Origin of the sequence: Nitrospina sp. 32_T5 (assembly GCF_052156635.1) — a bacterium.
Lineage (GTDB): Bacteria > Nitrospinota > Nitrospinia > Nitrospinales > Nitrospinaceae > Nitrospina.
In genome coordinates, this window is record NZ_JBQKUO010000004.1 from 91,097 (window position 1) to 107,060 (window position 15,964).

Annotated in this window: 12 protein-coding genes; 6 read left to right on the forward strand and 6 right to left on the reverse strand. The window is 55.8% G+C overall.

Translation table 11 applies throughout. From position 1 onward, the window contains the following. Positions 1-7: 7 nt before the first annotated feature. On the reverse strand, positions 8-793 hold the full coding sequence (locus tag ACTRW9_RS11725) for a ceramidase domain-containing protein (protein WP_442429491.1): 786 nt from the start codon (positions 791-793) through the stop codon (positions 8-10). Between the two features lie 2 nt (positions 794-795). Continuing rightward, the gene (locus tag ACTRW9_RS11730; protein WP_442429492.1) at positions 796-1,548 is read right to left on the reverse strand and encodes an esterase/lipase family protein; all 753 of its coding nucleotides are present in this window, start codon (positions 1,546-1,548) and stop codon (positions 796-798) included. A gap of 64 nt (positions 1,549-1,612) precedes the next feature. On the opposite strand from ACTRW9_RS11730, the gene ACTRW9_RS11735 reads away from it, so the two are divergent. The 6 genes from ACTRW9_RS11735 to ACTRW9_RS11760 all read left to right on the forward strand — a co-directional run bounded on the left by ACTRW9_RS11735 (position 1,613) and on the right by ACTRW9_RS11760 (position 9,454). Then, positions 1,613-1,990, forward strand: coding sequence for a VOC family protein (locus ACTRW9_RS11735; protein ID WP_442429493.1), 378 nt, complete (start codon positions 1,613-1,615; stop codon positions 1,988-1,990). A 40-nt stretch (positions 1,991-2,030) separates the two neighbouring features. Further along, complete coding sequence (gene moaC / locus ACTRW9_RS11740; RefSeq protein ID WP_442429494.1) at positions 2,031-2,540, forward strand: cyclic pyranopterin monophosphate synthase MoaC; 510 nt, start codon at positions 2,031-2,033, stop codon at positions 2,538-2,540. A gap of 3 nt (positions 2,541-2,543) precedes the next feature. Next, entirely contained in the window at positions 2,544-2,795 is a 252-nt protein-coding gene (locus ACTRW9_RS11745; RefSeq protein ID WP_442425400.1) for a MoaD/ThiS family protein, read from the forward strand. Between the two features lie 21 nt (positions 2,796-2,816). Then, positions 2,817-3,254, forward strand: coding sequence for a molybdenum cofactor biosynthesis protein MoaE (locus ACTRW9_RS11750; protein WP_442425399.1), 438 nt, complete (start codon positions 2,817-2,819; stop codon positions 3,252-3,254). A 129-nt stretch (positions 3,255-3,383) separates the two neighbouring features. Then, positions 3,384-6,056: a PD-(D/E)XK nuclease family protein gene (locus ACTRW9_RS11755; protein WP_442429495.1), complete on the forward strand. Its 2,673-nt coding sequence runs from the start codon at positions 3,384-3,386 to the stop codon at positions 6,054-6,056. Then, entirely contained in the window at positions 6,053-9,454 is a 3,402-nt protein-coding gene (locus tag ACTRW9_RS11760) for a UvrD-helicase domain-containing protein (protein ID WP_442429496.1), read from the forward strand. Before ACTRW9_RS11755 ends, ACTRW9_RS11760 begins: the two co-directional genes overlap by 4 nt. 17 nt (positions 9,455-9,471) lie before the next feature. On the opposite strand, the gene clpB is transcribed toward ACTRW9_RS11760, so the two are convergent. The 4 genes from clpB to ACTRW9_RS11780 form a co-directional block, all read right to left on the reverse strand. Further along, entirely contained in the window at positions 9,472-12,099 is a 2,628-nt protein-coding gene (gene clpB / locus ACTRW9_RS11765; RefSeq protein WP_442429497.1) for an ATP-dependent chaperone ClpB, read from the reverse strand. A 118-nt stretch (positions 12,100-12,217) separates the two neighbouring features. Further along, positions 12,218-13,171, reverse strand: coding sequence for a thioredoxin-disulfide reductase (gene trxB / locus ACTRW9_RS11770; protein ID WP_442429498.1), 954 nt, complete (start codon positions 13,169-13,171; stop codon positions 12,218-12,220). Between the two features lie 124 nt (positions 13,172-13,295). Beyond that, positions 13,296-14,675, reverse strand: a complete 1,380-nt coding sequence (gene thrC, locus ACTRW9_RS11775) for a threonine synthase (RefSeq protein WP_442425394.1) — start codon at positions 14,673-14,675, stop codon at positions 13,296-13,298. After that, entirely contained in the window at positions 14,639-15,943 is a 1,305-nt protein-coding gene (locus ACTRW9_RS11780) for a homoserine dehydrogenase (RefSeq protein ID WP_442429499.1), read from the reverse strand. Before ACTRW9_RS11780 ends, thrC begins: the two co-directional genes overlap by 37 nt. Positions 15,944-15,964: the final 21 nt, after the last annotated feature.

Consider the following 15,964-nt stretch of genomic DNA (forward strand, 5'->3'; position numbering starts at 1 on the left):
AACGCCGTCAGGTCCCCGCTCCTTCCACCCGCCTTCTTTCCTGCAGGTAGGGGATCAGAAAAAACAACGCTGCGCCCGCCAGGAGGTGTTTCATGGTATGGCCGCTCATTATCCCCGCCGTACCGCTGTAGATCCACACATCAAAGTGTTCGAAGAACTTCGCCACCACATACCACGCCAGGATTTTCACAAACGCCACCGAACCGCCGTAGCGTGGCGGAAACAGTAAAAACAACAGGGGAATGAGAATCATCGGCAGAAACTGCACCAGCACGTAAAGACGCAGATCGCCCTGCCCCAGCGTTTCCGTGTGGTCCCAGTACAGCACCGACGCAAGACCGACAAACACCAGCGGACCCAACGCCGCCAGCCCCACCCGCGGGCCCATCCGGTCGGCAAGCACCCCGGCAAACACCGACATGAACACCACGGTCATCGGCAGCCGGTCCCACAGAAGAGTGGAGTCCCCGGGGGACCAGTGATAGTACATGGAGCCGAAGCCAATGAGGATCGTGCCAACGAACGCGATAAAAAACATCCATTTTTCCTGCGGCAAATAAAAACTACCGGGCCTTTGGGACACTTTCCTCAACACCGTCAGGCCCATCAGTCCCACCACAACGAATGCCAGGTTGGAAACAACATTCCCGAAATTGGGGATGCCCAGAAGCGAATACGTATCGGCGAAGCTGTGATAGTCCGGGTCCTGCCCCACCGGCGGAAACGAAAATACCGCCAGCACGCTGAGGACCGTCATAGCAAGCAGAATGCCCACCCGGGTTTTATGACTCATACTCATTTCTCTTTCATAAAAGCGCCGTGCTTGAGAAAAAACAGGGTCTGCTTCATCACCTCTTCATTTTTCATGATGAAGGTGTGCGTGGCATGCACCACAATGTGGTCCTTCATGCCGGGAAGCCGGGTGCGCGGAATCGCCACCTTGCCGTCGTCCGGTCCCGGGATGATGGCTGAAGACAGCGGGTCGATCGAACGGTCTCCTGCGATCACCCCGACCTCGAAATCAACTTCTCCGAAGCGGTCGCGATATGCATTTTTCTGCGTGCCCAATTCCTGGCCCGCCGGACCGTACAGCCATTCGTACAGGAAATTGTTCTTCCAGAAATCGGCCACCTCACTGCCCCGATTGGGCGGCGCCAACAGCACCACGCGCCCCATCTTTTCCGGACGATGTTTGTGAATGAGTCCCCGCGCAATCAATGCCCCCATCGAGTATCCCACATAGTGCGTGGTGCATCCCGGCATCCAGGATGAGGCGTACAATTTTTCATGCACACGTTCCACCAGTTCGTCGATGGAATGGTCGGTGGACGGGTAATCGATATTGATTGTGGAATAACCATCTTCCTCAAGGAATTCGGCCAGCGGGGCCATGGACGCACTGGTACGGGCAATGCCATGCAACAGGACCACACACTGTTTTTCTACACACCAGGCAGGTTCCGGTTCGCCGACCATCAACGTGAGACCCAGAATCCACAACCAGGAACTCAACGGCCAATTTGATTTGACAAGACCATTGAATCTCATACTCAGGACTCCTACTATATGGTAGACAGAAATCCCACTCTATTCCCCTTTTGAGAGATCCACTTTGGACCATCCCCTGACTCTGAAAATTGCCTTTGTCCACTACGGCACTCTGGACCTCGACCGGGCCGTAGCATTTTATCAGAACGTGCTCGGCATGAAACTGATGTTCAAAGAGAACGACTGGGCGGAATTCGACCTCAACGGCCAGCGCCTGGCGCTTCGCCGCGTGAACCGGTGGGACCCCGAAGCGAAGGCCGGGGCCAGGGTGCACCTGGAAGCCCGTCCCATCGAACTGGTGGTGGAGGTATTGAAAAACAAGGGGGTTGCGTTTGCCCACGATATCGAGGAATACCCCTACGGAAAACTGGCGACGTTCCTCGATCCGGATGGCAACCGGATCGGTCTGTACGAGCCTCCGGAAGAAAAAAAACCGGCGTGACTGGTTAAAGTTCAATGGGTTTTATTGTAAGATACATACCATGAGCAATCCGCTGACGCATTTCAACGAAGAAGGCCGCGCCCGCATGGTGGACGTTTCCGAAAAACAGGTCACCGAGCGGGTCGCCACCGCCCAGGGAACGGTGTTCATGCAGCCGGAAACCCTGCGGCTCATCCAGGAAGGGCAGATCAAAAAAGGCGACGTGCTGGCTGTGGCGCAGGTGGCAGGCATCCAGGGAGCGAAAAAGACGTCTGACGTCATCCCCATGTGCCACCCGCTCATGCTGAACGGGGTGGACATCCAGTTCAAGGAACAGCCGGAACCGGACGCCAGCGGCCTGTGCTCCATCCACATCACGGCGACGGTGAAAGTCACCGGCAAAACCGGAGTGGAGATGGAAGCATTGACCGCCGTCTCCATGGCGGCGCTCACCATCTACGACATGTGCAAGGCAGTGGACCGCGACATGTTTTTCAATGAAATCGGGTTGACCTACAAGGCCGGCGGCAAGTCCGGCACCTTCACCCGCGAACAGGTTTCGGAGGCGTAAGACATGGTGACCGTCAAGTATTTCGCCAATCTCCGGCAGATGGCGGGCAAGGAGGAAGACCGGTTCGAGCTGGAGGGAGAAGTCACTCTCGAAGGTCTCACGCACATGATCGGCAAATCCCTGCCGCAGATCGGCGAGATGGTGCGTCAAAAAAAAATCATGATCTCTATCAACTACGACGTGGTGCCTCTGGACACGGTTGTGAAGGACGGTGACGAAATCGCGCTCCTTCCGCCCTTCTCCGGCGGCCTTTGATCTTTTGGTGAGGAACATTTCATGAGCACGGCAACAGAATCCAAAGTCCGCATTCAGAAAGAAGACTTCAACATCCATGAAGAAATCGAAATGATGAAGAAGTCGTCGCGCAACATCGGCGGCATCACCACCTTTCTGGGCACGGGCCGGGAGTTGAACAAGGGCGAAAACATCACCGAACTCAATTTCGAGCATTACCCCCAGATGGCGGAAAAAAAACTGGAGGAAATCCGCGAGAAAGCTATAAAGGATTTCGGCATCATTGACATGAGCATCATCCACCGCATCGGGCACATTGACATCGGTGAAAACATCGTGCTCATCATCGCCTGCGGCGAACACCGTCAGGAAACGTTCAAAGCCTGCGAGTGGGCGATTGCCGAACTCAAGCGAACCACGCCCATCTGGAAACGTGAAACCACTTCCAAAGGCGAAGTCTGGGTTCAGGCCACCCCGTAACATTCCCAAGCAATTTAAAGGGCGGCCGCTGAATATCGATCGAACGCCACCGTATTCGATCCACGTTCGCCGGGACAATGCGTTTTCCCGGTAAAACCTTTCTCCATTTCTACATAACTCAAACCGTCGATGCCCGCGCCTGTGGATCCAAATACACTGATCCTCACAGTCAATGTTCGACTTGCCCGTTGGCTGACCCTTCAACACAACCGCAATCAATCCGCATCTCAAAAAGTCTGGGATACACCCAGTATCATACCCTTCGATGCCTGGTTGAAAGAAACCTGGATCGCCTCCTGGCCACGCCAACACGTTCTTTCGTCCCTCCAAGCCCAAAAGCTTTGGGAACGCATCATTCAGGATGACGTGCAATCCGAACGGCTCGACATCATGCACCTTCAGGGTGCAGCTCAGGATGCGGCGAAAGCCTATGAACTGATCCAGCAATACGAAGTAGCCGACAAACCGGATCTTTTCAACCTTTCTGACGAGGCCACCGCGTATTATCGCTGGCAGACGCAGTACCGCGACCGATTGAGACGGTGGGACGCACTCGATGCAGCAGAACTCCTGCCCGCTGTGCAAAAAAGCATGCAGGGAGGAACCATCCCGGTCCCGCTCTCCATCACCTTAGCCGGATTCGACGAAATCACCCCGCAACTGCAACGCTTCATCAATTTTTTAAAAACACGCAACGTGAAATTTTTCTGGTATCCGGATGAACCGCCTTCTTCCGAAAAAGTCCTCTCTACAAAGAAGGATCAATGGAAGGGTGAAGTGCGGCGTTACCCCGACCCGAAAACGGAAGTCATTCAATGCGCCCGCTGGATTCGCTCGGTCATGCAACCCGGAAAAACCATCGGCATTGTTGTCACCGAAATGGACGACTACCGTGAAATGCTGGTGCGTGAACTGAAAGCAGAACTCGCTCCTGAATCGGTTTACTGCTGGCAGGGCAAGGAAGCGCCGTTCAATATCTCGCTCGGCACATCGCTCACTCAGGAACGCATGGTGGACCTGGCACTGCAACTGCTCGCCTGTCCTCATCACGTCTTTTCCACCCTCATGGTTTCGCAGATTCTCCGCTCGCCTTATTTTGCAGATTGGGTGAAGGAAGAGTCCGCGCGCCTGAATTGGGATCTCATCCTGCGCCGGCATCACCCCGTCCGGGTGACTTTGAATCAGTTGTTTAAATTGAAAAACCTGCAGGACAATCCCGGATTTTCCTCATTTCTTGATAAATGGAAAAACTGGCTGGATTCAAAAGGAACACGCCGCCCGAGTGAATGGGGCAAGGCGATCGCCCGGCTGTTGCACGAGATGAACTGGCCGCGCGGTGGAAGGGGTCTTTCCAGCCGGGAATTTCAGATTCACGACGCATGGAATGAATGCCTGGATGAACTGGCCACGCTGGATGGCGTGTCGGGCAACATCGACCGTGTCACGGTCATGACTACACTCACGCACATTGTCCGCGACAAAATCTTTCAGCCCAAAACGCGGGAGGAACCGATTCAGGTGGTCGGCCTTCTGGAATCGGCGGGCATGCAGTTCGATCATGTGTGGGTCTTAGGGGGAAACGCTGAGAATCTGCCCGCGCCCAACGATCCGAATCCATTCATTCCATTCACCTTGCAACGTCAACACCAGTTGCCGCATTGCACACCCAACCGCACACTCCGTTTTTACGAAACCATCCTGGCGCGCCTGTTGAATGCCGCACCGGACGTTCAACTGAGTGTCCCAAAAATGATGAACGACCGCGAGCTACTGGTCAGTCCTTTATTGAAATCGATGGAACCGGTGGAGCCGGATGCCACCGCACTGCCCTCGCACCGCCTCATCGACCAATTCCACGATCACACCCTACTGGAAGACCTTGAAGATCGACCACACATTCCGGTCACAGCAAAAGAATTGGATTTTCTAAGCGGCGGCCATTCCCTGCTGAAACATCAGGCGGAATGCCCGTTTCGCGCTTTTGCCCTGCACCGCCTCAAGGCCGAGGCCCTACAGGGGGCAGATTTCGAGATGGATGCGCTCGAACGTGGCAAACTCGTGCATCGAACCCTGGAACTATTCTGGAAACAGGTTAAAACCAAAGCCACTCTGAATACTTTGGTTGCCAATGGAACGCTCGCTGCAACGGTCGAGGCGCAGGTCAATGCGGTGCTTGCGGAAAAACCCTTTCTTTTTTTTGGACAAATGGAATTCAAAAAACTGGAACGGGAACGGCTCTGCGACCTGACGTTGGAGTGGCTTGCCGTCGAGCAGGCACGCGATGATTTTGAAGTGCTTGGCGCGGAAACCCGGATTGAGTTCACCTTGGGTGACCTGCGGCTGCGGCTCCAGATCGACCGCATCGACCGCACGGATGACCAGCAGCTCGTGCTCATCGACTACAAGACAGGGAACAAGCTTCCCGCCGATGGCTGGTACGACGAGCGTATTCTGGAACCGCAACTGCCGCTGTACTGCCTGGCGCACCCTGCCGACGCCATCCTGTTCGCCAAGGTCAATAAGGGGGGATGTGCGTTTAAAGGTATAGGACGCGACGGCCTCGACTTACCCGGAATCAACAATAAACCTCCAGACAAGGGCGGGTTCAATGACTGGGACCATGCCGTATCAGTATGGCGGGATCGCATGCAGGAGCTTGCCACACAATTTCTGGAAGGAAAGGTTCAGGTCGATCCGGTGCCCTCCCCCAGCCCCTGCGACCGTTGCGAGTTGAGTACGTTGTGCCGCAAAGCCGAACTGCTGATTGCAGCATCTATCGAAGACGAAGGGGACGATTCATGAGCGGACGCATTCACGATCAGGACCAGCGCGACCGCGCCCTCGATGCCACGCAGTCCTTCATCGTACAGGCCCCGGCAGGCTCTGGCAAAACCGAGTTGCTGATCCAGCGTTTTCTGAAATTGCTGGCACGGGTGGAAAAACCGGAGCACATCCTCGCCATGACGTTCACCCGCAAGGCCGCGGGTGAAATGCAGACGCGCATCGTTCAGGCATTGATCACGGCGGCGCAGGGCGAACCGCCGGAATCCGAACACAGCCGACAAACCTATCGGCTGGCGCTGGAAGTGTTGAAGCAGGACGCCCGTCACGAATGGAACCTTCTCGACAACCCTATCCGCCTCAAAATCCAGACCATCGATTCCTTCTGCATGTCCCTGATCAAACAAACGCCCGTGCTCTCCGGCATCGGTTCCCTGCTCTCCATCGAAGAAAATGCCGACAACTTGTACCGGCAAACGGCGCAGCGCATGCTGGCACGATTGGAAGAGGCGTCGCCAACAGGGGACGCGGTGCGCCGGCTACTGAAACGCCTCGACAACAACAAAAGCAAATTTCTGGACCGGATGATCCAACTGCTGCAAAAACGCGATCGCTGGATGCTGACCTTTTTCGAAAATCGCCTCGAAACCCCTTCCTCCACGGAAAGCCGCGACGATCAGGAGCAGGCGTTGAGCGAACTGGTGGAGGCCCGTTTGCAGGCAGCGGACGCCCTGTTATCCGATGCACTGAAAGCCCAGCTCCTGCCCTTTTTCCGTTATGCGGGGGAAAACATCCATGCCAACCAACCTGAAAGCGACCTGGCCACTCTGAAAGACCTTACGGAATTCCCAGAACCTCTTTCCTCTCGTTTGTCGATCTGGAAAACCATCGCCAGCATGCTGGTTACGGATGGCGGTACGGTTAGAAAGAAAATGGACAAGCGGATGGGATTCCCCTCTAAAACCGATGGCGGCAATCAGGACCTGAAGCAGGGGTATCAAAATATATTGGAATCACTTGGTTCGGACTCAGGGTTGATCGCGGTTTTGAATGACATCAAATCCCTACCGGAGCCACGCTTCGAAGATTCCGACTGGGAATTTCTCGAGTCCATGTTCCACCTGCTTCCGGAAATCGAGAAAGCCTTAAGGCAGGTGTTCATCCAGAGCGGCAACACCGACTACTCGGAGCTGTCCCTGTCTGCATTGACTTCGCTGGGTGGGGAGATGACGCCGACGGAACTGTTGTTGAAATACGACGTCAAGCTGCACCACATTCTGGTCGATGAATTTCAGGACACGTCCTACAAACAATACAAGCTGCTGTCCCTGCTCACCGAGGGCTGGACGCCGGACGATGGACGCACGCTGTTCATCGTCGGCGACCCCATGCAGTCCATCTATCGCTTTCGTGATGCGGAGGTCTCTTTCTTCAACAAAGTGAAGCAGAATGGAATCGGTCCCGTCAGCCTGGTGCCGTTGCAATTGAGTTCCAATTTTCGATCGCAGGCGCACCTCGTCCACTGGGTCAATGCCTGTTTCGAAACGTTGGAGCGGGAGACAGAGTCCGGGGGCACCGCCGATCTGGAAGGCGCCATCGGCTACGAGCCTTCGCATGCGGAGCGTGCCGCCACCACCGAACAGGCGGTGGTGTATCATCCTTTTATAAAAACCGAAGCCGAACAGGAAGCGTTTCAGCTTGTGGATGTGATCCGCGGTCTGCAAACCGACCATCCCGACGCCACGACCGCGATTCTGGTGCGATCGCGCACCCATCTGGAATCGCTCATGCCGCACCTGCAGGAGGCGGGCATCCCTCTCCGCGCCGAGAACATCGACAAGATCACCGACCGTTCCGCCATCCTCGACCTGTGGTCGCTCATGCGCGCCCTGCTCGATCCACACGACCGCATCGCCTGGCTGTCGATCCTCCGCGCCCCCTGGTGCGGCCTCCATCTGGAAGATCTGCAACGGTTGTGCCTGCTTGACACCAGCACTCCCTTATGGAAATTGATGAGCGAACCGTCGCGGCAACAGACTTTAACCACCGACGGACAGGCCCGGCTGGCACGCATGTTGAAAAAGTTAATGCCGGTTATCGACGCCCTGCCCGGCGAAAACTTTCGCGATCTGTTGGAAGGTTGCTGGATCGATCTCGGCGGACCCGCCTGCGTCGAGCGCAGCCAGTGGCCGGACATCGAGGTGTTTTTCGGAGAGGTTTCCAAGACGCTCGACATAGGCGACTACGACACGCTGTACCGTTTCGATCGCGTGCTCGAAAGGTTGTACGCCAGCCCACCGGCGTTGGAAGGCAGTCCTGTGCGGATCATGACCATGCATCAGGCCAAGGGGCTGGAGTTCGATTTCGTGTTGTTACCGGGTCTCGGCAAGAAAACGGGCAAGGACGAAAAGCAATTGATTTTCTGGCTGACCCACCAAAAACACATGCTATTCGCCCCCATTCAGGAAACCGGCGAAAAAGATTCCGCCATCTATAAATTTTTAAACACTCTCAATAAAGCTCGCGATCAGCATGAGATGCGCCGCCTGCTCTACGTCTCCGTCACCCGCGCGAAACAGCAACTGCATTTGTTCGGGAACGTGACCTTGGACAATGAAGCCGGTGAAATCAAGAATCCGCCCACCAACTCCATGCTGGGGCACCTGTGGCCCCATGTACAAACCGGATGGGCGGAAAAGTTGAGGATGAGTTCGACCGGAGGGTCCTCCCAATACCGCCCCAAACCGAAGCCGCCGCATCTGCGCCGGCTGGCCAGGGAGTTCCAGCCACCCACACCGCCGCCCGATATCGAGACCGGACGGCCGTTGGACATTCGCGAGGAACGCGAGGACCGGCCTCCTTACTACTGGGCGGGCAATGAGGCGCGGTTTCTCGGCAACGTACTGCACCGGTGCTTCAAGGACATCGCGGATCAGGGACTCGCTGCATGGGATGCAAAAAAACCGGAATCCATGAAAACCGCGTTCAAGACCGCCCTGCTGAACGAAGGCCTGCCATTTGACCGGGCAGAGGCCGTGGCTGAAAAGGGGGTGCGGGCCCTTCAGAACATATTGGCAGATGAGAAAGTGGGGCGCTGGATTTTATCCGCTCACGTAGATGCAAAAAGCGAATTCGCCCTCACCTATGCTAAAGACTCGATTTATTCCAACCGCATTCTCGATCGGACATTTGTGGATGAACAAGGGGTACGTTGGATTATAGATTACAAAACCGGCGAACACGAGGGAAGCGAACTGGATGCTTTCTTCGAAGCGGAAAGAGAGCGATACAAAACACAATTGCAGGCGTATGCAGAAATCCTGAAGGCACGAGGGGAACAAAGGCCCATCAGACTGGCCTTGTACTATCCCCTTCACCGCCGTATGGTGGAAGTCCCCGACATAAACGGCGACGGGTGAGGTAGCGGTGCAAATCGTCAGGCTTTGCGAAACACCAGGCCGTCGTTCTCTTTTTCCACGCGGATGGTGTCGCCTTCGTGAATCTTTTCATCCAGCAATTCCAGAGACAACGGGTCCTGCACGTACTTCTGAATAACCCGTTTGAGCGGCCGCGCGCCGAATACCGGATCGTAACCCTTCTCAGCCAGCCATGCCTTGGCGTCCTCGCTCAGTTCAAGCGACATGCTCCGGTCGGCAAGCCGCTTGCGCAGGTCTTCGACCTGAATATCGACGATGTCCTTTATCTGCTCGCGTGACAGGTTGCGGAAGATCACGATGTCGTCGATGCGGTTCAAAAATTCCGGGCGAAAGTGCTGACGCAACTCCTGTCGTACCGCTTCCTGAACTCTCTCGTACTCCTGGTCCCAGTCCGCCTTTCCAGCCTTTTCCAACTGACCCATCTGCATTCCGGTTTCCTGGATCATCTTGCCGGCAATATTGGACGTCATGAGCACCACGGTGTTCCTGAAATCCACCGTCTTGCCGTGCCCATCGGTCAGGCGTCCTTCGTCCAGAACCTGAAGAAACAGATTGAATACATCCGGGTGCGCTTTTTCGATTTCGTCGAAAAGCACCACGGAGTAAGGGCGGCGGCGGACGTGTTCCGTCAGGTACCCGCCTTCCTCGTAACCGACGTACCCCGGAGGCGCTCCGATGAGCCGGGCGGTCGAGTGTTTTTCCATGTACTCGGACATATCGACGCGGATCATTGCCTGTTCGTCGTCGAACAGAAACTCAGCGAGGGTTCGTGCCAATTGGGTCTTTCCCACACCCGTGGGTCCGAGAAACAGGAACGTGCCGATGGGTCGGTTCGGATCCTGGATGCCGGACCGGCTTCGGCGGATCGCGTTGGACACGGCGGTGACCGCTTCGTCCTGTCCCACCACCTTGCGGTGCAGTTGCGATTCCATGGCCAGTAGCCGTTTCTTCTCCGACTGCATCATCTTTTCAACGGGAACACCTGTCCAGCGTGAAACAATGCTGGCGATCTCTTCCTCACCCACCTCTTCATTCAGGATTTTCTTTTCGGTCTGAACCTGGGAAAGATGGGACTCCAGGTCCTGCAACTCTTTTTCAAGTCTTGGCAGGCTTCCATACTTCAATTCAGCGGCCTGACCCAGGCGCCCTTCCCGTTCAGCCATTTCACACTCGCGCCGGGCCTGCTCGATTTTTTCCTTCAATTCGCGTTTCTCGGCGATGACTTTCTTCTCACTTTCCCATTGCTCCTTCATCGCATTACAGGCATCACCCAGTTTGGCGATTTCCTTTTCAATTTTCTGAAGGCGGTCCCTGGACTGCGGATCCGACTCCTTTTTCAAAGCCTCGCGCTCAATTTCCAGCTGCATCATCTTGCGCTGGTATTCGTCGATCTCTGCCGGCAGCGAATCGATCTGCATGCGCAGGCTCGAAGCCGCCTCGTCGATCAAATCGATTGCCTTGTCAGGCAGAAAGCGGTCAGAGATGTAACGATGGGACAACCGCGCCGCGGCGAGGATCGCCGCATCCTGGATGCGCACCCCATGATGCACTTCATATTTTTCCTTGAGACCGCGCAGGATGGAAATAGTGTCTTCCACCGAAGGTTCGCCCACCAGGACGGGTTGAAACCGTCGTTCCAGCGCTGCGTCTTTTTCAATGTATTTGCGGTATTCGCGCAGGGTGGTGGCCCCAACACAATGCAGTTCCCCCCGTGCCAGTGCGGGTTTCAGCATGTTGGAGGCGTCCATCGAACCTTCGGCCGAACCTGCACCAATGAGCGTGTGCAATTCGTCGATGAACAGGATGATCTCCCCTTCACTGCTGTTGATTTCCTTGAGCACCGCTTTCAGGCGATCTTCAAACTCGCCGCGGTACTTGGTCCCCGCTACCAACGCGGCGAGGTCCAACGCGATGATGCGTTTTTCCTTGAGGCCTTCCGGCACGTCACCATGATAAATGCGCTGGGCCAGCCCCTCCACAATGGCGGTCTTGCCCACGCCCGGCTCCCCGATCAGCACCGGATTGTTCTTGGTGCGGCGCGACAACACCTGCACCACGCGGCGGATTTCCGCATCACGGCCGATCACGGGATCGAGTTTTCCGGAACTGGCTTTCTGGGTGAGATCGATGCAGTATTTTTCAAGCACCTGGTATTTGGCTTCGGGATTCTGGTCGGTGACCCGCTGCGAACCTCGGAGGGTGGTGAGCGCCTGCAGGAGTTCTTCACGTTTGATGCTGTGGGACTTGAACAATTTGCCCGCGCGGGATTTGCTGTCCCCCGCTACTGCAAGCAGGACGTGTTCGGCATTCAAAAATTCGTCCTTGATTTGCCGGGCTTCTTCAAAGGCCTTGTCCAGGATGCCTTTGAGGTCGGGCGAAAGATAAACCTGGCCACCGGCCCCTTCGACGCGGGGGTATTTGTTGATTTGTTCTTCCAGATCGGCCACCAGTCGCGCCTTGTCCGCGCCGACTTTGCCGATCAAAACAGGCGCAATGCCTTGGGCATCATTCAACAGCGGCACGAGCAGATGTTCGCATTCAATGGCCTGCTGGCGCTCCCCTTCGCAAAGCGACTGAGCCTCCATCACGGCGTTCTGCAATTTAATGGTCATTTTGTCGAAACGCATCTTTATTCTCCTTGCCTGAAAGCCATACTGAGAATTTAATAAGATGCGCGACCGGGAGGGTCAAGGCAGGGGACGGGTATTTACCGCCGGTTAAAATGGGAACGGTTTTCAGGAAGGGTCAGGCGAGGCCCTGTTCACCCAGCCAGCGCTCGGCTTCCAGGGCAGCGGCACATCCGGCTCCCGCGGCGGTCACCGCCTGCCGGTATTTGTGATCGTGCACGTCTCCGGCGGCAAAAACGCCTTCCACACTGGTTTCCTGGGAACCGGGTTTGATCTTGATGTAACCGGTTTCATCGAGATCGATCTGACCCTGGAAGGGTTGGGTGTTCGGCGTGTGACCGATGGCGTAAAAGATACCCGCAACCTCGATGTCCCGTGTTTCGCTGGTTTTGACATTGCGCACACGCGCGCCGGTAACATACTGGTCTCCGATGGCGTCATCCAGCACCGTGTCCCACACCATTTCGATCTTTTCGTTTTTGAGCGCACGCTCCTGCATGATTTTGGAAGCACGTAACTCATCTCGGCGATGCACCAGATACACCACGGTGCCGAACTTGGTGAGGTAGGTGGCCTCTTCCACTGCTGTGTCGCCGCCACCGATCACCATGAGCGGCTGATTGCGGAAAAACGGGAGCGCCCCGTCGCACACCGCACAGGCAGACATGCCCTGGTTCCACAACTTCTCTTCGTTTGGAACCCCCATGCGTTTGGCAGTGGCGCCGGTGGAAATAATGACGGAATGGGCGAGCACTTCGGTCTTGTCGCCCTTGATACGGAAAGGACGTTTGGAGAAATCCACTTCGTGCACATCCTCCTGAACCATTTGCGTACCGAAGCGTTCCGACTGGCGACGGAACAATTGCATCAATTCAGGTCCGTTGATGCCATCAGGAAACCCGGGATAGTTTTCGACGTCGGTGGTGGTGGTCAACTGGCCGCCTGCGGAGCCGCCGACCACGTATCCCTCATACATGAACGGTTCCAGGTTGGCCCGTGCGGCGTAAATGGCCGCGGTGTGACCCGCCGGACCCGACCCGATGATCGCTACTTTCTTTACATCCTCCGCCATGTCTCTATCCTTTCTGACTCAACAAGGGGAGCCATCCATTATGACGACACCCGTCAGCATATCCGGTTATTGGTATTCGATGAGTTCCAAACCAAAAGGTTTCATACGGAAAGGCCCCTTCCGGTCAAACTGTCAGGTTGCCGTTCAACGCTTCGTTGATGGTATGCCTGATGCGGGTCTCGTCAGCCGGAAGTTCAAATGGTTTGAACAGGCATTCCGGTTCGACCCCTCGAAGGGTATTGGAATGGTATTTAACAAGAAAGTCGGTGAACTTCAATCCGTTGGCCGTTGAAATGACGACCACCCGGTGGTTCTTTTTGATCACCCCGCGCTTGAGCAGTTTTTCCATGACCGCCAGGGCCACCCCGGTGTGCGGGCAGCACAACAGACCTGTCTTGTTGGCGCGCCCCGCGGCATTGGCCAGTTCGTTTTCAGTGGCCTCCTCGACAATGCCGTCGAACTTCTGCAAAGCACGGATGGCTTTTTTCACGCTGACCGGCGCCCCGATCTGAATGGCGCTGGCAAGGGTCTTGCGCGCCTGGATCGATTTAAAGGATTTGAATCCGCGTTTGAAACTGCGTACCAGCGGATTGGCCCGTTCCGCCTGCGCACAAACCAGCCGTGGAAGCTTGTTGATGATGCCCAGTTCGTACATCATCTCGTACCCTTTGCCGATGGCGCTGACGTTGCCCAGGTTCCCGCCGGGAACGATGATGAAGTCCGGCACCTCCTGGTCGAACTGCTGGGTCAACTCGAAACTGATGGTCTTCTGCCCTTCGAGGCGAAGCGAATTCATCGAGTTGGCGAGGTAAATTTCCTTTTCCTGGCAGATGCTCTTGACGATCTTCATGCAGCCGTCGAAGTCGGTATCCAGCGAAAACGTCATCACCCCATGGGTGATGGGTTGAATGAGCTGGGTCATGGAAATCTTGTTGCGCGGCAGGAACACGATGGCCGGAATGCCCGCGACCGCGCAATAGGCGGCCAGCGAGGCGGAGGTATCGCCGGTGGAAGCACAGGCAACGGCCTTGATGTCCTGCCCTTCGGTTCGCATCTGTTTGACCATCGAAACCAGCACCGTCATACCGAGGTCCTTGAACGAACCCGAATGCGCCATGCCGCACTGCTTGACCCACAATTCTTCAAGGCCCAACTGTTGGCCCAGCCGCTCCGCCCAGAACAGGTTGCTTCCCCCTTCATAGGTGGAGACGATGTTGTCGTTATCCACGTTCGGACAGACCAGTTCCTTTTTGCCCCAAACGGAACTGCCATACGGCCAGTCGTGACGACGGTATCGTTCGTCAAACAGGTTTTTCCATTCTTCCGCCGAGCGTTTTTTCAGCCGTTCGAGGTCGTGCGTGACTTCCAACAAATCGCCGCAATGCGGGCAGTTGTAAATCACCTCATTCAATTCATACCGGCCGGAACAGCCATTGATGCACTGAAACCAGGCGTCGAATTCGAGAGCTACCTCTCCACTCTTATGAGAACCGTTTTCTCGCATACCACGTCCAATTGTTCGATTTCTTTTAAAGCCTGTTGAATGTTTTTCTCTTTTGCCTGGTGTGTCATCATCACGAGGGGAACGCCCTTGCCGTCCATATCCCGTCCCCGCTGGATCATGGACTCGATACTGATCTCATGTTGCCCAAGAATACCAGAAATTTTGGACAATACACCCGGTTTGTCCTTCACGAGAAAGCGTAGAAAATATTCTCCCTCGATTTCCCGGGTGGGTTTGAGCGGGATTTTTTTAACGCTGTGGGTCTGGAACGACTGTGCCGGCACCCGGCCGGAGGCCCCGGAAAGGATGTTCCGGGCGATCTCCACGATGTCGCCTACCACCGCACTGCCCGTCGGCAGGGACCCCGCACCGTGCCCCACCAGCACGTTTTCCTCCATCAGGTCGTCGCGGACCATGATGGCGTTCAGCACCCCGTTGACGTTGGCCATCGGTTTGGCCTCCGGGATCATAGCCGGGTGCACGCGGATGTCCAACTCTTTTCCATCAAACTTGGAAACCGCCAACAGCTTGATCCGGAAACCGAACTCGCGGGCGCACTTGATATCGACCGGGGTGATGCGGCTGATGCCCTGGATGTAGATGTCATCGAAATTGACGGAGGTGCCGAAAGACAAGCGGCTTAAAATGGCTATCTTGTGGGCGGAGTCGATGCCTTCGACGTCGAAGGTCGGGTCTGCTTCGGCAAACCCCTTCTCCTGCGCCTCCTTCAGCACGAGTTCGAAATCCAGATCCTCGTCGGACATTTTACTGAGGATGTAGTTGGCGGTGCCGTTGACGATGCCTTCAATCGCCTCGATGCGGTTGGCGACGAATGCCTCGCGGATGGAACGAATGATGGGGATCGCTCCCCCGACGGCCGCTTCGAAACCGAGGTTCACCTTGTGCTTTTCCGCCGCAGCGAACAGTTCATCGCCGTGCTTGGCCAACAGGGCCTTGTTGGCGGTGACCACATGCTTGCCGTGCTCGAAGGCTTTCAGGATGAGGTCGCGGGCGGGTTCGTACCCCCCGATCAACTCCACCACCACATCCACTTCAGGATGGTTGACCACATCGTACGCATTGGTGGTGAGGATGTTCTGGTCCACTTCCACACCACGCGGGGTCTTGATATCGAGGTCGGCAACACAAACCACCTCCACCGATGTTCCCAAACGGTCCAAAATGTTCTGCCGGTTTTTTTGCAGGATGCGCACCACGCCGGCGCCGATGGTACCGAATCCGATCAAGCCTATTTTTACAGGTTTCATAAAGAAGCGAAGTAGGTTGAA

What these genes read in the sequence shown, in the direction of transcription:
- ACTRW9_RS11725 (WP_442429491.1), bottom strand. Translation starts at nt 793, where the DNA reads ATGAGTCATAAAACCCGGGTGGGCATTCTGCTTGCTATGACGGTCCTC.
- ACTRW9_RS11730 (WP_442429492.1), bottom strand. Translation starts at nt 1,548, where the DNA reads ATGAGATTCAATGGTCTTGTCAAATCAAATTGGCCGTTGAGTTCCTGG.
- moaC (WP_442429494.1), top strand. Translation starts at nt 2,031, where the DNA reads ATGAGCAATCCGCTGACGCATTTCAACGAAGAAGGCCGCGCCCGCATG.
- ACTRW9_RS11745 (WP_442425400.1), top strand. Translation starts at nt 2,544, where the DNA reads ATGGTGACCGTCAAGTATTTCGCCAATCTCCGGCAGATGGCGGGCAAG.
- ACTRW9_RS11750 (WP_442425399.1), top strand. Translation starts at nt 2,817, where the DNA reads ATGAGCACGGCAACAGAATCCAAAGTCCGCATTCAGAAAGAAGACTTC.
- ACTRW9_RS11755 (WP_442429495.1), top strand. Translation starts at nt 3,384, where the DNA reads ATGCCCGCGCCTGTGGATCCAAATACACTGATCCTCACAGTCAATGTT.
- ACTRW9_RS11760 (WP_442429496.1), top strand. Translation starts at nt 6,053, where the DNA reads ATGAGCGGACGCATTCACGATCAGGACCAGCGCGACCGCGCCCTCGAT.
- clpB (WP_442429497.1), bottom strand. Translation starts at nt 12,099, where the DNA reads ATGCGTTTCGACAAAATGACCATTAAATTGCAGAACGCCGTGATGGAG.
- trxB (WP_442429498.1), bottom strand. Translation starts at nt 13,171, where the DNA reads ATGGCGGAGGATGTAAAGAAAGTAGCGATCATCGGGTCGGGTCCGGCG.
- thrC (WP_442425394.1), bottom strand. Translation starts at nt 14,675, where the DNA reads ATGCGAGAAAACGGTTCTCATAAGAGTGGAGAGGTAGCTCTCGAATTC.
- ACTRW9_RS11780 (WP_442429499.1), bottom strand. Translation starts at nt 15,943, where the DNA reads ATGAAACCTGTAAAAATAGGCTTGATCGGATTCGGTACCATCGGCGCC.